This is a genomic window from Bifidobacterium sp. LH_743 (assembly GCF_056355775.1).
In genome coordinates this window covers 27,015-49,533 of the sequence record NZ_JBKESZ010000010.1, presented here as the reverse complement: position 1 = coordinate 49,533, position 22,519 = coordinate 27,015, and the positions used below count along the sequence as shown (strand labels likewise).

Sequence of the window (22,519 nt, the reverse complement as noted above, 5' to 3'; positions counted from 1 at the left end):
GCATCCGCGTGTTGAATTTTTCAAATTCTTATCGTTGAAAAAACGTATACTGAACATAGATTTCAATGAAAAGCACGATGGCGCTTCAAGGAGGACCAATGCCGGCCAATAAGAAAGTGGGGATTTCGGACATCGCCAAACATGCCGGGGTATCCATCGGCACCGTATCGAACTACCTCAATTACCCGGAACGCGTATCCGACACATTGAAGGCCAGAATCAGCAGTTCCATCGCAAAACTCGGCTACGTCCCCAGGCATAGCAACGCGCAGATTCCGCGCTCCAACACCACACCGATCATCGGATTCGTGATGACCGACATCGAGCATTCGCTGTTCACGTCGATATTCGAGGGCGCACAGGAGGTCTGCGAAGACCATGGCATGCAGGTAATCGGATTGAACGCGCTATCCGACAAACAGCGCCAGAGTGACATGGTCCGTTTGCTGATTCAAATGAACGTGGCCGGCATATTGCTCAGCACCGTGGAGGACTCCCCCGACGACGTGGCCGCCGCACGCGCCGCGAACATCCCGATCATCCTGATCGACCACACCAATCCGCAGGACGCCGATCCCGTATGCAGCGTGATGACCGACAACGTGGCGGTCGGGCAGATTGCGGCGGCGGAACTCATCAGAACCGGATGCACCAGACTCGCGTTCCTCGCGCATTCCTTCGATTACGAATCCGTACAGGACCGGCAGCTCGGCGCGCAGAAAGCGGTGATGCTTGCCGGTGGAGACGTTTCGCTCGAAATCATAGATTCCGGCGGACTGTACATAGAGGATGGACACGAAGCGGGATTGCACATAGCCGAACGACCGGCGGATAAACGCCCAGACGGCATCATCAGCGCCACGGATACACTGGGCATCGGATGCATCAACGCGTTCCTCACCGAAAGCGATATCCACGTCCCCGACGATATCAGCGTAATCGGATGCGAGAACGCCAAAGTCGAGCCAGCGGGAATGATGCCGCTGACCTGCGTGGAGCCGTCGGCTGCGGACATCGGGCGAAAAGCGATGACGCAGCTGCTCGACCATATCGAGGACGAGAACGCGCATGTGCATGCCACCACGTTGATCAAACCCACTTTGGTGCGAAGGAGCTCCACAAGAAAATAGCCCCCGCACATCCTATGGACCTATATGAGAAAAGTCCGGGGATGAAAACCGCATGCCGGTTCATCGCGCGGTTTTCGTCCCCGGACCAAACATCAATGCTCCCGATGCCTACTTGGTGAGCCTGTCATATTCGGCCAGCATGAAGGCAGTGATCTTCTTGCCACCCTCGCTCATGAGCATGGGCATGGAATTGATCGGCATGGAGCTGAGGAACATGCGCATCATGTCGTTGTCCGGCAGCTTCGGCAGTTCGCCGCGTTCGCCCGCCGCGCGCACGGCGTCAACGACCTTGGAGCCGACCGGATCACAGGACCACTCGCCGAACGTGGACCATTCGGTCAGCGGTTCGGCCTTGCCGTCGCCATCGAGCGTGACCGTTGCGACGCCGGCGATATCGCGGCTGGACGTGCCGACCTCGATGCCGTATTCGCCGGCCTCCACATGCCAGTCATCGAACTTCTCGGACCAGTAGGCGAAGGCGCGCTCGTCCAGATCGAAGGAGACCTCCGCCGATTCGCCGCCCTTGAGGAACACCTTCCGGAACCCCTTGAGTTCATGCTTCGGTCGCGCCACCGCGGCCTTGCCCGGCGCCACATAGACCTGCACGGTCTCGGCGGCGTCCACATCGGAGGTGTTGGTGACGGTCGCAGTGACGCGTGCGGTGTTGGCGCCGGTCTTCTCCGCCTTGACGCCGGAGACCTCGAAGGTGGCATAGCTCAGGCCGTATCCGAACGGATAGTCGACGGTCTTGCCGTAGGTGTCGTAGTAGCGATAGCCGACGAACACACCTTCGCCGTAGTCGACATGCCCCTCCTCGCCCGGCCAGTTGATTATGCTCGGATCGTCGTTGATGTCCATCGGAACGGTCTGCGCCAGCTTGCCGGAAGGACTCACCTTGCCGAAGATCACGTCGGCGAGTGCCGGTCCGCCGGCCTGGCCGAGCAGCCAGGATTCGAGGATGCCTTTGGCGTTGGCCGCCCATGGGGCCACGGAGACGACGGAGCCGTTGGAGAGCACGACTACGATGTTCTTGTTTTCGGCTGCGACGGCTTCGAGCAGTTCGACCTGCTTGGCGGGGATGTCGAGGGTTTCGCGGTCGAAGCCTTCGGATTCGGCGGCTTCCGGCAGACCGAGGAACATGAGTACCACGTCGGCGTCCTTGGCGGTTTCGACGGCTTCGGCTTCGAGCGTCTTGTCCGCCGGTTCGAGGTCGAGGGTGAATCCGGGCGCGAACTTCGCATCAACGCCGTGTGCGGCGAGGGTGTCGAGGAAGCTGGTCATCTTGGTCGGGGTGATGTGCGAAGAGCCGCCGCCCTGGTAGCGCGGGGTGCGAGCGAATTCGCCGATGACCGCGATTCTGGCGTCTTTGGCGACCGGCAGGATGGCGTCGTCGTTCTTGAGCAGCACCATGGATTCGATGGCGGCCTGGTGGGCCACCTCGTTGTGGGCGTCCACGTCGAAGCGGTAGCCCTCGACGCTCATGGCGGCGCGCGTCTTGTTCACGAGGTCGATCATGCCCTGAGCCATGCGGTCGAGCTGTTCCGGCTGGATGCGGCCGTCGCGGGCGGCGTACACGATCTGGTCGTCCGTGTAGCTCGGCGGCATTTCGAGGTTGAGTCCAGCGTTGAGGGAGGCGACGCGGTCGTGGTCGGCGCCCCAGTCGCTCATGACGATGCCTTGATATCCCCATTCGTCGCGCAGCACGTCGGTGAGCAGCCAGCGGTTCTGCGCGGAGTGCACGTCGTTGATGCGGTTGTAGGAGCACATGATGGTCCACGGCTGGGCGGTCTTGACGATGTGCTCGAAGGCCGGGAAGTAGATCTCGCGCAGCGCGCGCTGGGAGATGTTGGCGCTGATGCGCAGGCGGTCGGTCTCCTGGTTGTTGGCGGCGAAGTGCTTGAGCGAGGTGCCCACGCCCTTGGACTGCACGCCGGCGACGATGCCGACGGCCTCATGGCCGGCCAGATACGGGTCTTCGGACCAGTATTCGAAGCAACGGCCGCCAAGCGGATTGCGCTTGATGTTGACACCGGGTCCGAGGATGACGGCGACCTTCTCCTGGATGCATTCCTCGGCCATGGCTTCGCCCACCTGATGGATGAGGTCCGGATTCCAGGAGCTGGACAGTCCGGCGGCCGGCGGGAAGCAGGTGGCCGGCACGGAGTCGTTCAGGTCGGTTTCGCCGGTGCTGGACGCCAGGGACTTGCGCAGTCCGTGCGGACCGTCGGTGATCATGTAGCCGGGGATGCCTTTGGATTCGACGCCCTGCAGGTGCCAGGCGTCGCCGCCGGACGTCAACGAGGCCTTCTCCTCAAGCGTCAGATCGTCGACGGAAGGGTATGCGGTGTCGTTCATATGCGCCTCTTTCATAGGTATGGTGTTCGTTTGTCTGCGGTCTCGGTCGGTTCCGGCAACAGCTCAGCTCCGAGCTATCTACCAACCGATTGGTAAGTACTTTATCAAACTCCGCCATACGACACGCCAACCACCTTGAAAAGGTGGCTAACCGACCATACAGTAGGTTGCCGAGTGAAGAATGACCATGGCATGTATGTATTGCCGGCGATAAAGATGGGAGAATAGCGCGATATGGCCAACGATGAAGTCGACCGTAGAAGCGAAATCCTCAATGCGGCGATCGAATATTTTGGAAAATTCGGCTATTACGGCACCTCGCTGCAGAGGATCGCGGATCGGGTGAAGCTCACCAAGGCGGGCGTACTGCATTACGTCGGCAGCAAGGAGGGCCTGCTCATGGCGGTGCTCGACGGCATGTTCGACCGCGGTACCGAAAACGTCGTGTCCGACATGCTGACCCTGAGCAAGCCAACGATCGCGGAAATGTGGCGTCGGACCATCGCCATCAACGCCAAGCGACCGGAGCTCGTGCACATGTTCTCCACGCTCAGCGCCGAAGCGCTTGACCCGAGCCATCCCGCACATGACTATTTCGCCGAGCGTGAGGAACGAGTCGTCGGCGTGGCCAAGAACATCCGCTGGTATCTACCCGAAGGCGTCGACGCCGAGCAGTTGCTGCGCGCGGGATTCTCCATGATGGATGGCGTGCAACTGCGCTGGCTGCGCGTGCCGGGCCGTGACCTCGTCAAGATGTGGGCCGACTGCGAGGAGATGCTGTTCCCCCTGCCCCAGTGGGAGGGCTACCGGTAGGCCATGCGCTATCTGCTGGCACCGGATTCGTTCAAGGAGGCCGCTTCCGCACAGGCCGTGGCTGAGGCGATGCGCCGGGGCGTGGCGGCCGGCGATCCCGACGCCGAATGCCGCATGATGCCATTGTCCGATGGCGGCGAGGGATTGACCGACGCGCTGGTCCAGGCCACCGGCGGCGAATTGCAATCGGAGCACGCGCATGACGCGCTGGGCCGGCCGATCATCACACGATATGGATTCCTTGGCGAGGGTGGTTTCGGAACATCCCACGATGGAGAGAATCCGCGCACCGCGGTGGTCGAGTTGGCTGCAGCGAGTGGCATCGAGCGCATCTCTCCCGCCGACCGCGATCCGTTAGCGGCGTCCACTTTCGGCACCGGCGAGCTGATTCGCGCCGCGATCGACGCCGGAGCGGAACGCATCGTACTTGGATTGGGCGGCAGCGCCACCACCGACGGCGGCACTGGCCTGGCCCGAGCGCTCGGCTATCGTTTCCTTGATGCGGACGATTGCGAGCTGCCGCTTGGCGGCGGCGCACTCCCCCGGCTTGCCCGCATCGACGACGCCGAGGTTTCCGACGACGTACGAAACATCCCGATCATATTGGCATGCGACGTCACCAATCCGCTGACCGGGCCGGACGGCGCCGCCGCCGTGTTCGCGCCGCAGAAAGGCGCGGATGCGCAGCAAGTGACGACGCTTGACACCGGTCTTGCCCAGCTTGCCGACGCCATCGAGGCGCTGAACGGCCGCATGATCGCGAATCGGCCTGGGGCGGGCGCGGCAGGTGGTACCGGCGGTGGCATGCTGGGCCTGTTCAACGCGTCCATGCGTCCCGGCATCGAGCTGGCACTCGATGTGCTGCATGCGCGCGAAGCCTGCGCGTGGGCCGATATCGTGATCACCGGCGAAGGATCGATCGACGGACAGACGCCCTATGGCAAAGTGCCGAGCGGCATCGCACGGCTGGCGAAATCGCAAGGCAAACCGGTCATCGCCATCGGAGGCAAGGTGACGCGGGATCCGCAGACCATGGCCGCATTGCGTGAAGCCGGCATCGTCGCGACGTTCGGCATCGCGCCGGGCCCAGCCGCCCTGCCGCAACTGCTCGCCGACACGGAACGCAACGTGGAAGCCACCTGCGCCGCGATCGCCGGGCTGCTGAGCGTCGCGTGCAAGTATGTGCGTTGAAACCACATCGATTCGGTCATGATTGACCAGAATCATATTTTGGCCGATCACACTGGCGTAGCGTCATGAACATTCACTAAAAGCCGATGCCGCAATGGTCTTTCGTGTCGAGCAAACAGACAATATTCAACGTGCATCACCCGGTCCCGTCGCTGTACGCGTACGAGAGTAATCTGGGCGAAAGAGCAGGCACTCAGTCTGCCGCACCGACATAAGGACTGCTTTTTGGTCATTGTTCTGTAAGGAACGGCTTGCCACCGTTATGCATCCACACTTCGCGGAGGCATATGGCTCGGTTTTGGCATGCCCGTTTCACCCTTTGATTTATTCGTAATCGATATTTCAATGACATACAGAACAAGGAACAATCATGCGTTTTTCGAAAGCGAACACATTCGATCAGACCCTTATCCGATCCAAAATCATGGGTCCGAATCCCCTCAAACTCTGCGAAGAGCTCCTTGCCGACGCCGGAATCCCCGCCGGTTCGACGGTATGCGATCTTGGATCAGGAACCGGCATCACCAGCGCGATGCTCGCCCGTGAATACCATCTCGACGTCTACGCCGTCGATCTGTGGAGCGATCCGGATGACAACCGGAGGTTTTTCGACGGACTCGGCATTCCCGCCAAAACCATCCACCCCGTCAAAGCCGATGCCTCGCGGGGCCTGCCGTTCGGCCATGGTTTCTTCGACGCGGTAATCAGCATCGATTCGTACAACTACTACGGACGTGATCCGCAGTATCTTGGCACGAGACTGTTGCCGTACGTCAAGAACGGGGGCATGCTGTACCTATCGATTCCTGGCATGAAACACGATTGCCATGACGCGTTGCCCGATTGTCTGCTCAAGTCGTGGACGCCCGAGCAGCTCGAATACATGCACGACATCGATTGGTGGCGGGCGATGATTTCGCTCACATCCGGCATCGACATCATCGACATGCATGAGATGCATTGCACCGCCGAAGCGTGGAACGATTGGCTGGCTTGCAACAACGCATACGCGGACGGCGACCGAGCGGCCGTTGAGGCAGGCGCGCTCGAGTATCTCAACACCATCGCCATCACCCTGCGCAAGCGCTGACACGCACGACTATCGACTCGGCTTAGGCGGGTACACGGCATCATCAACCGGCCGCTCGCCTGAGCCGCGCATGACCGGCTATGCGGCGCGCTTGGAGAAGCGGAACATGAGCAGGGCCAGGATCTCACCCGTCACGGCCATGCCGAAGAACACCCACATGCTGGTGGAAAACCCGGCGACGTAGGCGGCCGCGGACTTCATGCCCGCGGCACGGTTCACTGCGGAAAATTCGGCGATCAGCGTGGACGCGACCGCGGTGCCGATGGCGCCGGCGAGCTGCTGCACGGTGTTCATCACCGCGGAACCGTCGGCGTTCATCGCAGCCGGCAGCTGGTTCAGCGCATGCGTCTGGTCGGGCACGAGCACGAATCCGGATGCGGCCATGAACAGCGCGTAGGCGATCGCGACGGCCCATTCATGCGCGCCGCCGAGCATCATCACGATATCCATGATGGCCACGCCGACAAAACCGCAGGCGATGAATTTCGGCGGAAAATGCGCTTTCAGCGCACCTCCGATCAACGGCGCGGAAATCGCGCCGACCACGGCACCCGGCAGCAGGATCAGGGCTGCGATCATGCTGGTGTGGCCGAGTCCGCGCTGCAATAGAATCGGCAGCAGGAAGTTCACGCCGAGCACTCCGCCGGACGACATCAGCAGAATCAGCATACCCAATGTGAATCCGGGAAATGCGAACGTACGCACCTCGATCAGCGGATGCTCCATCTTGAGCTGCACGGCCGCGAACACGCCCAGCACCACGATCGCGCCGGCAAGCACCGTCCAGAACCGCCAATCGCCATTCCACTGCGCGAAGAAGCTCGCAGCCACGATGATGCCGGCCAACCCAATCGCCACCAATATCAGCGACGGCACCGACAGGTAGCCCTTCCCGCCATGGCGGATGTCGGGGACGGTGGCGCATCCCAGCACGAGGGAGAGAATAAGAAACGGAATCATCGTGTAGAAGATCCAATGCCAGTTGAGGAATTCCATGACGAGCCCGCCGAACACCGGACCGATGGCAGGGGCCGCGCAGGTCACCAGACTGACCAGTCCAAGCATCATGCCGCGCCTGTTGAACGGCGCTTTCTCCAGGATGATGTTGGTCAGCAGCGGCAAGGAGACTCCAGTGCCCAGCGCCATGATGAGCCGCGCCGCGAGCAGCATCGGAAAGTTCACGGCGAGCGCGCCGACCACCGTGCCGGCCGAGAACAGCGCCACCGCGGTGACGAACAGGCCTTTGGTGGGGAACGTGCGCACCATGAACGGCGAGGTCGGAATGGCGATGGACAGCAGTAGCAGGTAGCCGGTGGTGAGCCATTGCACCACGTCGGCGGAGATGGCGAACTCCCCCATCAGCGTGGAGTACGCGATGTTGAGCGACGTTTCGGACAGAATGCCGAGGAAGGTGAGGATGGCGAGCGCCACCACCACGATGGTGAGTCTGCCTTCGCTCATGGTGCCGGCGGAGCTGGCTGCCGGTGTTGTCCGATGGTTGTGTCGTTCGTCGTGGATGCTCACGGTTCTCCTTGTCGTGTTGGTGTCGTCGGCGTTGACGTCCGCCGGCGATATCCGCATATCGTATTGCCTCGCCTATATCTAGGGAGGAAAAGTTACGCGAAATTGCATGCGCGCATTCGGACACGCCTCCGATTGCACCTGCTGCCTATGATGAGATGAAAGCGTGCCGATTACGAAGGGTGCGCATCAGTATAAGGAGAGACTGATGAGAAGGACACCGTTGCTTGTGTTGCGCGGCGGCATCGCGGCGGCGGCCGCGGCCGTCATGGCGCTGGGCGTCACCGTGCAGGCGCAATGTGCTGAACCGTACCCCTCAGATACGAGCCAGCCGGACTATACGGCGCTGCTCAGCGATTTCGGCAACTATTACCAGCCGGATCTCACCAAGCCCGCCACGGGTCTCTATGGCCACGTGGTCAATGCGGACGTGCTCAGGGCGAACAGCGACGCCGCGGTTTCGGTGAACCATAAGGCCAACGAGGGGCGGACCGGCAACGACGCTCCGCTCAACGCGCAGCAGCAGCGAGCGTTGAAGGACAGCGATCTTCTCTTCGAGGAGACGTACCCCGATGCGCTCGGCTCCACCTTGGGCGAGTTTCTGAGCGAGGGCATCGAACGGGGCGACCTGCCGCTGTCCACGACGCTGCTGGTCAAGCAGCCTCAGGACGGCGCCGCCTCCGGACATGACCGGACCGCGCTGCTTTCGAATTACGTGAAGAGTTCCGCCGTGAAGAAGAAGTACGTCCATCCGCGCCCGTTCGCGGACCGCACGAACGGCGGCTACGTGGAGGCGGGACTGCCGAAGACCGAGGACATCATCCGCCTGCCGGAATGGACGGACGGTTCCGGCAATCAGCATGATCCCGGCTACGATTCGCTCGTGTCCACCGGATCGTTTCCCTCCGGGCATACCATCGTCGCCTATGCCGGCGGCATAGGGCTGGCCACGCTGCTGCCGCAGCTTGCGCCGGAAATTCTGACGCGCGCATCGGAGGCGGCCAACAATCGTCTGATCATCGGCGTGCATTACCCGCTCGATCTGGTGAGCGGGCGCATTCTCGGCGAGGCCGGGCTCGCGACGCGTTGGTCCGATGAACAGTTCCGCAACGACAAGCTGATGCCGGCATATCAAGAGATGCAAGCGTATATGGCGAAGCGTTGCGTGGGCGCCAATATCGTTACCCGCGCGGCGGATGATCCGACGACCGTGCAGAATTGCGTGACCGCGTTGAACGCGAATTCCGCTGATTCCTCCAAGCCGAGCGGCGGATACACCAACGATTTCACCGACGATTTCAGCACACAGCCGGTGACCAACCGCACATCGGCATTGGCCGCCTACCAAGCACGCATGAGCTACGGATTCAAGCCGACCTCCGCCACCGGCAAGGCCGCCGTCGTACCGGAAGGCGCGGAAAATCTGTTGATCACCGCGTTCCCGACGTTGAACGCCGAACAGCGGAGGGCCGTGCTGGCCGCTACGGAGATTGATTCCGGCGAACCGTTGGATGCAAGTTCGAACGGCTATCAGCGGCTGAATCTCGCCGCCGCCTACAGCGCCAAAGTGACGCCGTCCGCAGACGGTTCCGTGGTCAAGGTGGAGCCGGGGCAGGCCGTTGCCTCCGTGGTGTGCGAGAACGGTTCGGCCGATTCCGACTCCTCGAATGGAAGCAATGATGCCGCTGCCGGCACCACCAAAACCATTGCGAACACCGGCTCGGACATGCTGGCTCCGGCGAGCATGATGGTTGCCTGCCTCATGCTCGGCATCGGATTGATGCTGACCCGCCGACGCGCGTAAGGCAATAGGTCGGGTCACCCTATGGGAGGTCCGACCTTCACTTACCTATTGGAACGGCAACGACGCCGATGCTCATTGCAGCTTGTACTCCAGATACACCTGATTCTCCTCTATAAGCCCCTGAAGCAGAGCCTTCCCCCACCCTGCGATGCGGAATCCGCACCGTTGGTACAGGCGTTTCGCCGGCTCATTATGCGCATAGGTGTCGAGACGGACGACCGCGCAGCCGTGCCCGGCCGCATATTCCGTCGCGTATTGCACCATCCGGCTTCCATACCCGTGGCCCGCGAACCGCGGCGGCACGCACAGCGTATGCACGACAAGCACATCCTCGCCTTCGCCGGGATACCGCCATGCCACGTCGGCGTATTCCGCGGGCTGGGCATGGTTCAATATCATGCTGGCACGGATCTCACCATCCTCTTCCAGCACGACCATCTCCCCTGCGGGCACGGCGCGCTTCGGCACAGCGATCGTCGGGTATACGCCCAATTCCCAATGGGAATCGCCTCCATGCTTCTGCTCGTAGGTCAGCAGGTCCTCGTAGGTCGCGGCAATCGCCGCGATATCCGCAGATGTCGCCTGTCGTATCATGCTATTCCTTCCTTTTCGAACCCCGGTGAGCCGTAACCGATGTGTCATGGCGAGATTCCGTAGGGGGTTTCACTGTTCCGTAGGTGGTCGCCGGTGGTATCGGGGATGAGGAACGGCTTTATTCAAGCCATTCCTTCGGCAGGCATTCGGCCCCAACCACCTACGGAACCCGAAAACCGCCTACGGAAAGACCGGACCTTGCCGCGACCCGGCCCGTATGCATGCACGGAGCCGATACGGCAACCAAGAAGTCATTGTAGAACCGCCCATACGAGCGATGCCCACAATATGCGCGACATGCGCTGCGGCGATTTGTGAAATTACCTGAATCATCGTAAAATACCAAGTGGTAATTAAAGGACACCGCTTCAACGAGGAAAGTGAGCAATCCATGACCAACACCACCGATCTGCCGTACAAGAACCCCGGACTTCCCGCGTCCGAGCGCATCGCCGATCTGCTCGGACGCATGACCCTCGAAGAGAAGGTCGGCCAGATGATGCAGCTTGACGCGCGCAGCGGCGACTTGGACGACCTGATCGTCAACAAGCACGTCGGCTCGATCCTGCACACCTCCCCCGCGGATCTGCCCCGCGCGGTCGAGACCGTGAACACGAAGACCCGTCTCGGCATTCCGCTGATCATCGGCGACGACTGCATCCACGGCTATTCCTTCTGGCCTGGCTCCACCATCTTCCCCTCCCAGCTGGGCATGGCCGTGAGCTTCGATCCGGCCAAGGTCCAGGCTGCGGGCCGTGCCACCGCCGAGGAGGTTTCCACCACCGGCGTGCATTGGACGTTCTCCCCTGTGCTGTGCATCGCCCGCGACACCCGTTGGGGACGCGTGGACGAGACATTCGGCGAGGATCCGTATCTCATCGGAGAGATGGCCTCCGCCATCGTCAAGGGCTATCAGGGCGGCGCCAAGGCCGGCGAGCCGCTTGCCAAGGACGCGATTCTGGCCTGCGCCAAGCATTTCGCGGGCTATTCCGAAACCCAGGGCGGACGCGATGCCTCCGAAGCCGACCTGAGTCACCGCAAGTTGGAATCCTGGTTCCTGCCGCCGTTCGAACGTGTGGCGAAGGAAGGCTGCGGCACCTTCATGCTCGGCTACGAATCCATTGAAGGCGTGCCGGTCACGTTCAACAAGTGGTTGCTGTCCGACAAGCTGCGTGGCGCGTGGAACTACCAGGGCACGCTGATCACCGACTGGGACAACGTCGGCCGTTCCGTGTGGGAGCAGAAGATCAAGGCCGATTACGTGCATGCCGCCGCGGACGCTGTCAAGGCCGGCAACGACCTGATCATGACCACGCCGAAGTTCTACGAGGGCGCCATCGAGGCCGTGAAGACCGGTCTGCTGGATGAATCGCTAATCGATGAGGCCGTGTCCCGCATTCTCGCGCTCAAGTTCCGCCTGGGTCTGTTCGAGGATCCGCGTCTGCCGGACGAGGAGCGCATCAAAACGGTTATCGGATCCAAGGCCCATCAGGAGCTCAATCTGCAGATCGCGCGCGAATCCGTGGCGCTGCTCAAGAACAATGGCGCGCTGCCGTTCTCGGCCGCTCCGGGCAAGCGCATCGCCGTCGTGGGCCCGCTGGCCGACGACGCCCAAGAACAGCTGGGCGATTGGGCCGGCAATTCCGGCCAGGTCAATTGGATGCCGGACGGCCAGCCGCGCGGCATGATCACCACCATCCTTGATGGATTCAAGCAGCTTGCGCCCGAAGGATGCGAGGTCGTGTATTCGCGCGGCGCGAACATCATCGACCTGGTGGACGATCCGGAAGGCGAGTTCTATCCGGACGGCCAGCCGCGTCCGAAGCTCGGCGTCTCCGCCAAATTCGACCAGCAGCTGCTGGATGAGGCTGTGGACAACGCGCGTCATTCCGATCTTGTCGTCGCCGTCGTGGGCGATGTGGTGCAGCTGGTCGGCGAGACCTGCTCCACCGCCACGCTGGAACTGCTCGGAGGGCAGAACGCCATGCTCGAGGCGCTTGCCAACGTAGCCCGCGAGACCGGCAAGCCGCTGGTCGTAGTGCTGATGAGCTCCAAGCCGCAGGTGATGCCGGCATGCGTGATCGGCACCAATGGCGTGATTGTGGACGAATCCGCGGCCGATGGCGTCAGCGCGTTCATGTGGGCGCCGAATCCGGGCATGAAGGGCGGTCAGGCCATCGCGGAGATCATCCTTGGCAAGACCGAGCCGAGCGGCAGGCTTCCGATCACCTTCCCGCGCCATGCCGGACAGCTGCCCGTCTACTACAACCAGATCCGTGGCCAGCATGGCAACCGGTACGCCGATCTCACGCAGGATCCGGCATTCGCGTTCGGCGAGGGCCTGGCCTACACGACCTTCGCATATGGCGAGCCGACGATCACGAACGTACCGGCTTCCGGCACGTTCGCCAAGACGGACACCGTGCATGCGGAGATCGCGCTCACGAACACCGGCGAGCGCAAGGGCACCGAGGTGGCGCAGCTGTACATCGGTGATATCGTGACCTCGTACAGCTGGACGGACCGTGAGCTCAAGGCGTTCCAGCGTGTGGAGCTCGAGCCGGGCGAGACCAAGACCGTCGGATTCGATATTCCGGTCGCGGATTGCACCATCGTCGACCCGGACGCCAACCGCATCGTGGAGCCTGGCGAGTTCGAAGTGCTGATCGGACATTCGAGCCGCCGCAAGGATCTCAAGCGGACCACGTTCACCGTGGCGTGAATGGTTCCAGCTTGGTAGTGGTCGGCAATCGTCATCGATGGTCGGCCACTACCGGCGACTTTTTTTTGGGGGGGGGCGGCCATCAGACTGCCCCCAAATTCATATGCGGATCATCATATACGGATCATCGGCGGGAATCAGCGATAGGAGTCCCACAACGGTGCGGGGAACAGCATGTTCTCCATTTCTGCCCACTCGCCGCATAAATCGACTTCCGGTTCGCGCAGCCACCACAGCTGAATGCCATCCATGATTTCCATGGCTTTGCGCACCACTGGCCGCATGCTGCCGGCCCATGCGCCCAATTGCGGCGGAACCACCCACGGGTATTCCGAGTAGTGTTCCCAGATGTCCTCCATGCGTCCCATGAATTCGTCATGCAATGGGTGATCCGGGTTCAGGGATTCCGCCGACAGCACGGTGAACAGCTGCACCATCATGCGGCGGCGCGAGTTGTGTTTCACCAGGTAGCGCAGATACGCGGGAAAATGCGGCGCGGACGGGTCGCTGCCCGGCATGCCCGAAGAGAAGAAGTCCTCCGGCGTGCCGGTCTGCCCGTAGTATTCGTCATATACCAGCGCCAGCATTTTGTCTTTGTTGTCGACGTATCGCAACACGCCTTGTTTGGAGATGCCGACGCGATCGGCCACGTCCTGGATGGAAATGCCGTTGAATCCGCGTTCGCTGATGAGCTGCACCGCCGCATCCAGCACTTCCGCACGACGCTCTTGTGGCGATTTGCGGGTACGTTTCAAAGTCTCTTCCTCTGCCATGACTCCGAGTCTAATGCCCTTTGCGTCGATTGTCGTTGATTGACGGCGCCGATGCCACGTCATCGTGGGGCGCATCCGCTTGAATCCATCCGTGACGCCATACGCGGGTCAGATCCCATGCTTCGAGATTGCCGCCGTTGCGCGGGTCACGTGGCGGTTTTCCTTCGCCGCTGCCTGGTTTCGCGGAACGCGCAAGCTGGTAGCTCCAATAGACCTGCCCCGCCGACGCATCCCATGCCGCGCGTTGCAATCGCGATACTTGACGGTATGCGTCCGCTCGGTTCCGGCCGTGCAGGGCCCACCGGTTCTCCACGCACCACTCGCCCACAAGTACAGGGATATGGCGGGCCGCCGAACGGATGGCGATTTCGCGCGCACCCACCAGCATTCGGTACAGCCATGGCAGGTGCCGCGATTGCAGGTACAGTCGGCGTGCCGGTCCCGCGAACAACGGCTCCTCCATGGCGATGAGATATTGGTGGGTGTCGAGCATGACGTTGCGCATGCCGGCGCGACGGAACCAGTCGCCCCAGCGGAGCAGTCGGAAGCCGTCATGGAATACGATTATGGTTTCCGGGCGCAGTATGGCGCGCAGCCGGGTGTAGGCGTCGCGGTAGAAGCGCTTCAGAAAGCGTAGTGGGACATGCGTGCTGCCGGAGGCCTCGCGGACGTCCTTCGCCGTATTCGACGTGCCATGGAACACCGACCAGCTCACCGGTTCGTTGAGCACTTCGATGCTGTGTAGGGTCGGCTCGTCACGATATCGGCGGGCCAATCGTTCCAGCACATTCAGCGCGTATTCCACCAAGTCCGGATTCTGCGCCCATTTGCACACGCCCGTCAGACCGCCGTTGTCGAAACCATTCTGTGAGCCGGGCACGGTATGCAGGTCGATCATGATCTTCAGTCCCGTCTCCCGCGCCCAACGGAACGCGCGGTCGAGGTATGCGATGCAGCCCGGATGTCCGGGCCAGTCGCCGAAGATGAAATATGGTATGGGAATGCGCACGAGATTGAGCCCATGGTCGGCGATGATGCGGAAATCCTCCAGGGTGATGTAGGCGTCGCGGTGCCGGCGCAGTTCCTCGGCGAGATTCCGCTCGGACCAGAGGGCGCCGTGCGTGCGGTGCATCCAGATTTCGTCGTCTTCGTCAGTGCGGACGAACGGTTCCGGATCCATCCATTTCTCCAGCACCAGCCAGTTGCCGAGGTTCACGCCGTTGATTCGCTCGTCGATGCCCAGCACCATGCGTCTCACCGCCCTTACATTCGGGGGTTGCCCGACTTTTCGTTTCCGCCCATCACAACCCATGGCAAAACCCATTCAGCCCAATGGGCCAAGGAACCGCGCGTCATTCGCAACGTTCCTTAGTCCATTGTATGTGCCCCGCGAGGGCCCATGGTCACGGCGCGACATGTCGCCGTGACGAGAGACGGGCTACTTCTGGAGGGGGAACCAGTCCTGGGCGATGCAGCGTCCAAGGTCCCATGCGTCCCAGCCGATCCAGCCGGGAGTGTTGACAGTGTCAGTGAGCAGCTTGTAGTTCCAGTAGTAGAAGCCGCTGCCCTTGCTCCATGCGGCGAGCTGGGATTCGGCTACGCCCTGGTACAGCGAGCGCTTCTGTTCGGCGGTCAGGGTTTCGACCTGAGCCCCTTCCTCGCCGTTGAGCACGCTTTGGCCGCCGTGGGTGTCCACACCGCAGCCGACGGAGTTGAACAGGCACCACTCCCCCACAATCACCGGGAAGTATTCGCTCATCTCGGCGATCATCGGCGCGTAGGTATTCCTCACGAAGTCGTCGTAGCCCTCCGCTGTCTGCGGGCAACCCATCGTTTCGGCGGTCATGAGGTATTGGTGGGTATCAAGGACCACGTTCTTAAACTCGGGCGCGAGCTTGCCGTCGGGGCCGCGCATGAAGTCTTTCCACTGTTCGATGTCGAAACCGTCGTGGAACACCACGACTTTGTCGGTCGGCAGCGCGCCCTTGTCGGCGTCGCGTAGACGGTGGTAGGCGGTGATGTAGAAGTTCTTGAGCCAGTCGAATGCGATCGGGCCGGTGCCTTCGGCGAGTTCCGGATCGACCGCCTTGTAGCGTTCGGTCACGTTCGCCATCGGCCAGCAGGTGGTGGTGTTCGGCTCGTTGATGATTTCGATGCCCATCAGCGCCCGACGATGGCCGTACCGCCTGGCGAGGCGTTCGAGCACGGACAGCACGAATTCGACTTCGTCGGGCAGCTGCGCCCACTTGCACACGCCGGAGATGCCGCCGTTGTCGAAGCCGTTCTGGCTCATCGGCGCGGTGTGCAGGTCGATGAGGATGGTCAGGCCGTATTTCTCGGCCCAGTTGAAGGCCTTGTCGAGTTCGTCGATGCAGCCGATGAACGGCGCGCGGTCGCCGAAGATGAAGTACGGCACGGGGATGCGCACGGAGTTCAGTCCCCACGATTTGATGGTGGCGAAGTCGCGCTCGTTGATGTATTCGGCGCGGTGGGTCCTGATGCGGGCCTCGTAGACGGCCGGATCGAGTTGCGTCGGCAGATAGTATTCGTCATCGGCAGTGGTTCCATCGAATAATGCCGGGTTCATCCACTTTTCCAGCACCAGCCAGTTGCCGAGGTTCACACCTTTGATGTAGTCGAGGTTCATATGCACTCCTTTGTACGTTTTCAATCATATTTTCTATTACTTAGTAATCACTAAGTTAGATGATAGTACATCATTTTTCTTCTCCCCGCAACCCGTCTCGGACATCTCTCCGAACCGCTGTCGCACGATTTCGCATAAAGTACCCTTTGCGAAAATCGTGGGGCCGACAATCAAAATCGTGCAGCAATTTCGCAGAATCATGCGATTAATCATAAGGAAAAAGCCTCTTTCTTGCGGGAAGAAAGAGGCAACCTGCAGCCGGAGAGACGATTACTGCTTATCGCTGGCGAATCGTTACGTGCAAGGCACTCACCGAGGCAGCGGGCAACGTTACCGTCAGCTCGGCGCCGCCGGCGGATTCGTGCACGCTCACGGCACTATCCACGTCCACGGCATGAGTGCGCACCAGATCCGGATGCTCCACCGTGTTGCAATCATGCGGGTCTTCGGAAGCAAGCGTTTCCATCGAATCAACCTGAGCGCCGCACGGCAAATGCAGCCGCACTTCGGCACCATCGTTCATATGCGCATTGGTGAGATTAATCAGCAGCTGCGTGCCATCCTCATTACGTGACGCAAACGTATACACGGCAGAATCCTCGGAATCGTTACGCGCCACGTCAAGTGCGGTCATGCCACGATGCATCTTATACATCATGAACACATCGTAGTTAGGCGTAAGGATGGTCCGATCGCCTTCAGTCAAGATCAGTGAGTTAAGCACATTGATGGTCTGCGCGTTACACGCCATGGTCACCTTGTCGCAATTACGCTGCAGCAGATCCAACGTAAGCGCGGTGGTGATGGCGTCGCGCATGGTCACCTGTTGCTTGAGCGCAGGGCGTGCGAAGAATGCGGTCTTGTGCCAATTGCCCCATTCACCGATGATTAGATCGACATGCGCGAGCTTGGAATCCATAGCCACCTCCGGCTCATGAATAAGCGCCAGGCCGTCATTCATCAAACGCCACTGATCACGCAGAATATCTTCAAGTTCGAGGCATCCCTCAATCACCGCATTCCAGCCGTCTTCATCGAACCGGGTGGGAGTGTCGGCATCGTTGTCCACGTTCCAATTGTAGAAATGCAGATCATAGCCGTTGATATTCGGCTGACGATATTCGGCAAGACCGCGGAAGAAATCCTGGGTCCACTGCACGCGTTCGCGCGGCTTGTTGCCGTCGGGACCGCTCGCAATAGCATACATTGGGGTCGGCGCGAACACATCGGTGGTGAAGCTCGGCATGGCGGATGCGAACCTGCGGTATTCATTGAGGTAGGTCCGCGGAGTCATGGTACCGCCACCAGCCCACACTTCGTTGCCGATCCCCCAATATTTCACCCCGTAAGGTGCCTTATGGCCGTTAGCCTCACGTTCCTTGGCAAGATCAGTGGGCTGCGCACGATTGCAGTACTCCATCCAATCCTTCATTTCGGCGACCGTGCCGGAAAGCATGTTGATATTGATCCACGGTTCAGCGCCGAGCATTTCACACAAACGCAGGAATTCGTCGGTGCCGAAGCTGTGATCGTCCAGCTCATAGGTGGCGAAATTCTCGTTGAAAGTGGTTTTACGTTCGCTTCGCGGGCCCACACCGTCACGCCAATGGTAGGTATCCGCATAGCATCCGCCCGGCCAGCGAATAACCGGCGGCTGCAATGCACGCAAAGCATCCAATGTGGCCTTGCGGTAGCCACGCTCGTTTTCGATCGGGGAATCCTCTCCCACCCATAGACCTTCATCAATGCATTCGCCAAGGAATTCAATGAATTGGCCATGCAGTTTCGGATCGATACGACCAATCGTACTGTTCGGGTCAATGCAGACAACCATGGTTTGCTCCTTTTGCCGTAGTGCTCACATCTGCAACGTTCGTAATTCGTATGGTTCTTGTAGTTATTGTGCCGCACAATATATGCGAAATGGCCGAAGATTCCAGGAGAGATAATGAAAGAATCTCCGGCCAAGTTATTTCGAAAAGCGCCGATGCTACTTCACCTTTTTAATCATCAGAATGAAGATACAGGCGAGCACCACCATAATGATTGCCGTCGGGAACACCAGTCCGTACGAGCCGGTAGCTACCACAATGGCGGAGGTGACAATCGGGCCGACCATCTGACCGAGAGTAGTGGCAATGTTCAAAATGCCCAGATCCTTCCCGGCCTCTTCTTCATTCGGCAGAACGTCAACATTGAGCGCCTGATCGACAGAACCGTACATGCCGTAGCCGAAGCCACCGATGGCGGAGAAGAGAATCATGCCCAACGCGTTGTGCATGAGCCATGGCAGAGCATAACCGATGGCGAGCAGCACGCTTGCGGCCACAACCGGAATCTTACGGCGACCGATTTTGTCGGAAATCGGACCTGCGGAAAGCGCGGAAATCAGGGAGACAACCATCAGCACCAAGCTCATGGTGGAAATGGTTGCCGCGGAATCTTCAACACTTTGACCAATGTAGTCCTGCAGAATATACAGCTGGTAGTTGAGAATCATGTAGTAGCTGAACAGCAGCAGGGAACGGCCGATAAATGCCAGCCAGAAGTCGCGAGCGCCTTTGGTCGGCGGACGGAAGCTCATGATAATACCCTTGAAATCAACCTTTTCCTTAGGCATATCCTTGCTGGACTTTTCCTTCGGCCAGAAGACCACGGCAAGCACACCGGAAAGACCCATAGCCACACCGGACACGATGAAGCCCGGGAGCTGCAGGGTGATGAACTGCGCACCAACAATCTGACCAAGAGCAGAACCGAACAACGTACCTGCAGAGATAAATGCGGACATGGTGCCGCGCATATCTTCAGGAATACGGTCAGACAGAGATGCGATGACCGGTGCGATCATCATGTTCAGACCGACCATGGAAATGCAGTAGCTGATGCCAATGCTCACACCGTCCGGCAGAATGCCGATGAGGAACAGCGAAATGCCCGCAATAATGCCGCCCGATGCGATCCATGGCGTACGACGTCCGAAGATCGAGCGCGTACGGTCAGACATGTTGCCAACCACGAGGTTGGAAATCAGCGAGGCCAATGCCGTGGCCGAATTCAGCACACCGAAAATGGCGTCTTTGCTGTCGGGCGCGATATCAGCCAAACGCTGCGGCAGCAGCACTGCAGCAACGATCTGCAACGCCAGCATCCATGCGAATGAGAACACGAAGAACGCTACGCAGAAACGCGTTTTGTCGATTTTGGAAAGCGCGTTGGCATGTTCCGTAGGCCGTGCGTCAGTCATGCTTGTCTCCTTGTCTTTCTTTTTCAAAGTCAGCCCTCTACGTTTTTGCCGAATCTTCAATGATCATGCAAACAACAGGCAAAAGAGGCGTTGTGTTGAAGTCAACTCTCATCGGCTTCGTCAGTTATCTTATATCTTAAAGATATAAGATAACAAATCGGCGTGTTGAACAACGACCTACTTTCAAGCACAGCAATCAACCGCATAACCGCAATATCGAAACCACATGAAAACGCATGTGGGCAGCGGCAATAGTATTCTTCAAATCAGTATGGAACCACAGGAAAACACATCAGCAAACAGCATCAAGAGCCGTCCAATCAACCAAAGAAAACGACTCTCCCCAGCGCAGCGACGCAAGCAAATCGTACAAGAAGCGGTAACCCTAATCACGCAATACGGGTCATACGGCTTCCCCATGCAAGCATTAGCCGATGCAGTTGGCATGACCCTGCCCGGACTCAACCATTACGTCAAAAACCGAGAAGAATTACTCTCATTGGTCATCGAAACGTTCTACGACTCCGAAGAAGAAGGCAATGCCCACACAGCATTGGGCGCAGCCATCAGCCACTGCAACCAAACGGATTCAGCAACCAAAGAACGCCGACATCTGCCCAGCACATTGCATGAAACCGTGCGCTTCAACGCCAAACGTCCCGAACTTGTCGCACTGTTCATGCGCCTCGCCATCGAAGCGTCCGATCCAGAACACCCAGCCCACGAGTTCTACCAGAACAGACACAATTCGATTTTGACCGACATGACCAGCGTGGACTGGGAACTACCGGAAGAATACCGCGATCCAGAACGCCTGCATGACCTCATCGTCACCGCGTTCTTTGCCATGGACGGCGTGCAAATCCAGTCGTTAACCAATCCCAACGAATCCATGATGCAACTATGGGAACGTGCAGAACACATCCTATTCCCCTCCCCCACATGGGACGGCTACCGCTGAACAGAGCGCAAACAAGCAAAGACACCGCAAAAGCAAAAGGCGTTTGCCCGCGGCGACCGGTAACCGATCACCATAGGCAAACGCCCCGCAACACAACACCGGCTTGCGAAGATGACAGGAAGAGAAGGAAACCTGCCACCCGGCATTCAACAAACCGTTGCCACAACCAAGCCGACGCGTTACGCACACATTCGCATCAGCCAGGCAGCTCCCGTCAGTCCAGCACGAAGGTGTTGAACGATCGAGGGGCAAGCGTTGCCTTGAAGCCGCGATCGGCATTGCAAGGATCGGCAAATTCAAACGGACGCTCCTCTTCGAGAGCGTTCTGGGCCACCACCACAATGGTGCCATCCGGATTACGGAACGCAATAGCCATCGAATTGAAATGACCCGTAGTGCCAAGCACATGCGCACCCGGCTTAACGAAATGCGAGAAATGACGCATCACATAATATTCCGGATTACGGCGAACCTCATGCGTATCCGCAGTAATGGTGAACAGTGAATTCTGCCACCACCCCCACGTAGAATCCTGATCGTCAAGAATCATATTCCAATAAGTGTAAGCAGTCGCGCCATTACGCAAATAATGGTTGATCAAGTGGAAAATATACTCCGCATATTCCCACGTATTATCGCCCATACCGCATTCGGATTCAGACTGAATCAGCTCGATTTCAGGCCAGGATTCATGCGTACGCGCAATACAGTTCTGGCCGGCCCACTGGTAAGCGATGCCCTTGATGTACTTGCGAGCGCCATCGTCGAACAGAATATTGTCGACAAAACGGTTATAATTATTCAGCTTCATGCCGTAGCCGCCGGTCCACGCCATATCTTCCGGACCATTCAGCGTACCCAGCCAAATATCGGTGTCAAGACCAGCTTCGTCAAAAGCAGGTCCAAGATAATCGCGGATGAACACCTTGAGCGCTTCGGAATCCCACAGGGCGCTCGGGAACTTCTGGTCGGCGAACACCTCGTTCTGCACGTGCAGCTGGTTCACAGTGATGCCGTGCTCGGCGTAGGCCTGGATGTACTTGACGAAGTACTTGGCGTAGGCTCTGAGGTTCTCCGGGGTCTGCACGAGACGGCCGTAGTTGTAGGCCTTCGGACGCTTCATCCACGTCGGCGGACTCCATGGGCTGGAGAACAGCTGCATGTTCGGCTGCCATTCCTGCGCGCGGTGGATGTATGGAATCAAGGTCTGCTCGTCGTGTTCGACGGAGAAATGCTCCATCTCGTAGTCGCCGTCGACCTCGTCGTAGCTGTACCAGTGATCGGCGAAGTCGTTGGCGCCGACGGGGGCGCGGTTGAAGGTGAAGTTCATCTCGTCGGGGCTGAACAGCTCCTTGATGATCTGGTCGCGTTCGGCTTCGCTGACGTTCTGCAGCGGCAGCCAGCCGAGTTCGTTGAAGCAGCCGCCGAAGCCGCGCAGGGCTTGGTATTCGTTGCCGTCGAGCTGCAGGTCGGCCGCGGTGGTGGCGTTGGTGGATTCGATGTCGGAGGTTCGGTCGGCAAGCTTGTCGTCTTGCGTCGTTGCAATCCAGGTGGTCATGATGCTCCTTGGTATCGTCGTTGATAATTCGAATATGCGTTGATGGTTGGTATGGATGGGAGGCGGGGCGATTCGGCCCCGCGGAGGGGAGACGGTCTACGGTACGGCCGTCT

General features: G+C 59.6%; 16 protein-coding genes. 7 read left to right on the top strand and 9 right to left on the bottom strand.

What is annotated here, in order from left to right:
• The first annotated feature begins 98 nt into the window (after positions 1-98).
• Entirely contained in the window at positions 99-1,130 is a 1,032-nt protein-coding gene (locus tag AC1ATL_RS09680) for a LacI family DNA-binding transcriptional regulator (RefSeq protein ID WP_476570052.1), read from the top strand.
• A gap of 108 nt (positions 1,131-1,238) precedes the next feature.
• Here the strand turns inward: AC1ATL_RS09680 and AC1ATL_RS09675 are convergent, their stop codons facing one another.
• Positions 1,239-3,485 carry an exo-alpha-(1->6)-L-arabinopyranosidase gene (locus tag AC1ATL_RS09675; protein WP_476570051.1) on the bottom strand — a complete coding sequence of 749 codons (2,247 nt, stop codon included), beginning with the start codon at positions 3,483-3,485 and terminating at the stop codon, positions 1,239-1,241.
• A 234-nt stretch (positions 3,486-3,719) separates the two neighbouring features.
• Between AC1ATL_RS09675 and AC1ATL_RS09670 the strand changes: the two genes are divergently transcribed.
• The 3 genes from AC1ATL_RS09670 to AC1ATL_RS09660 all read left to right on the top strand — a co-directional run bounded on the left by AC1ATL_RS09670 (position 3,720) and on the right by AC1ATL_RS09660 (position 6,579).
• A complete protein-coding gene (locus AC1ATL_RS09670; protein ID WP_432623532.1) occupies positions 3,720-4,298 on the top strand; it encodes a TetR/AcrR family transcriptional regulator in 579 nt (192 codons plus the stop codon).
• Between the two features lie 3 nt (positions 4,299-4,301).
• Positions 4,302-5,489: a glycerate kinase family protein gene (locus tag AC1ATL_RS09665; RefSeq protein WP_432623534.1), complete on the top strand. Its 1,188-nt coding sequence runs from the start codon at positions 4,302-4,304 to the stop codon at positions 5,487-5,489.
• A 370-nt stretch (positions 5,490-5,859) separates the two neighbouring features.
• Entirely contained in the window at positions 5,860-6,579 is a 720-nt protein-coding gene (locus AC1ATL_RS09660; protein WP_432623536.1) for an SAM-dependent methyltransferase, read from the top strand.
• 78 nt (positions 6,580-6,657) lie between these two features.
• Here the strand turns inward: AC1ATL_RS09660 and AC1ATL_RS09655 are convergent, their stop codons facing one another.
• Positions 6,658-8,103 (bottom strand): MFS transporter, encoded by a 1,446-nt coding sequence (locus tag AC1ATL_RS09655; RefSeq protein ID WP_432623538.1) that lies wholly within the window; start codon positions 8,101-8,103, stop codon positions 6,658-6,660.
• Between the two features lie 205 nt (positions 8,104-8,308).
• Between AC1ATL_RS09655 and AC1ATL_RS09650 the strand changes: the two genes are divergently transcribed.
• Positions 8,309-9,904, top strand: coding sequence for a phosphatase PAP2 family protein (locus tag AC1ATL_RS09650; protein ID WP_476570050.1), 1,596 nt, complete (start codon positions 8,309-8,311; stop codon positions 9,902-9,904).
• A 72-nt stretch (positions 9,905-9,976) separates the two neighbouring features.
• Here AC1ATL_RS09650 and AC1ATL_RS09645 read toward each other — a convergent pair whose 3' ends face one another.
• On the bottom strand, positions 9,977-10,498 hold the full coding sequence (locus AC1ATL_RS09645; RefSeq protein WP_476570049.1) for an N-acetyltransferase family protein: 522 nt from the start codon (positions 10,496-10,498) through the stop codon (positions 9,977-9,979).
• A 391-nt stretch (positions 10,499-10,889) separates the two neighbouring features.
• On the opposite strand from AC1ATL_RS09645, the gene AC1ATL_RS09640 reads away from it, so the two are divergent.
• Positions 10,890-13,220, top strand: a complete 2,331-nt coding sequence (locus AC1ATL_RS09640; RefSeq protein WP_432623544.1) for a glycoside hydrolase family 3 N-terminal domain-containing protein — start codon at positions 10,890-10,892, stop codon at positions 13,218-13,220.
• 137 nt (positions 13,221-13,357) lie between these two features.
• Here the strand turns inward: AC1ATL_RS09640 and AC1ATL_RS09635 are convergent, their stop codons facing one another.
• The 5 genes from AC1ATL_RS09635 to AC1ATL_RS09615 form a co-directional block, all read right to left on the bottom strand.
• Positions 13,358-13,993 carry a TetR/AcrR family transcriptional regulator gene (locus tag AC1ATL_RS09635; protein ID WP_432623546.1) on the bottom strand — a complete coding sequence of 212 codons (636 nt, stop codon included), beginning with the start codon at positions 13,991-13,993 and terminating at the stop codon, positions 13,358-13,360.
• Positions 13,994-14,003: 10 nt separating this feature from the next.
• Positions 14,004-15,242, bottom strand: a complete 1,239-nt coding sequence (locus AC1ATL_RS09630) for a glycoside hydrolase family 5 protein (RefSeq protein WP_085346797.1) — start codon at positions 15,240-15,242, stop codon at positions 14,004-14,006.
• A 189-nt stretch (positions 15,243-15,431) separates the two neighbouring features.
• On the bottom strand, positions 15,432-16,640 hold the full coding sequence (locus tag AC1ATL_RS09625; protein ID WP_432623548.1) for a glycoside hydrolase family 5 protein: 1,209 nt from the start codon (positions 16,638-16,640) through the stop codon (positions 15,432-15,434).
• Between the two features lie 277 nt (positions 16,641-16,917).
• Positions 16,918-18,474 carry an alpha-N-arabinofuranosidase gene (locus AC1ATL_RS09620; RefSeq protein WP_432623550.1) on the bottom strand — a complete coding sequence of 519 codons (1,557 nt, stop codon included), beginning with the start codon at positions 18,472-18,474 and terminating at the stop codon, positions 16,918-16,920.
• Positions 18,475-18,630: 156 nt separating this feature from the next.
• On the bottom strand, positions 18,631-19,887 hold the full coding sequence (locus AC1ATL_RS09615; RefSeq protein ID WP_085346805.1) for an MFS transporter: 1,257 nt from the start codon (positions 19,885-19,887) through the stop codon (positions 18,631-18,633).
• A gap of 226 nt (positions 19,888-20,113) precedes the next feature.
• On the opposite strand from AC1ATL_RS09615, the gene AC1ATL_RS09610 reads away from it, so the two are divergent.
• Positions 20,114-20,848, top strand: a complete 735-nt coding sequence (locus AC1ATL_RS09610; RefSeq protein ID WP_432623553.1) for a TetR/AcrR family transcriptional regulator — start codon at positions 20,114-20,116, stop codon at positions 20,846-20,848.
• 214 nt (positions 20,849-21,062) lie between these two features.
• Here AC1ATL_RS09610 and AC1ATL_RS09605 read toward each other — a convergent pair whose 3' ends face one another.
• Entirely contained in the window at positions 21,063-22,406 is a 1,344-nt protein-coding gene (locus tag AC1ATL_RS09605) for a glycoside hydrolase family 30 protein (protein ID WP_085346809.1), read from the bottom strand.
• Positions 22,407-22,519 lie beyond the last annotated feature (113 nt).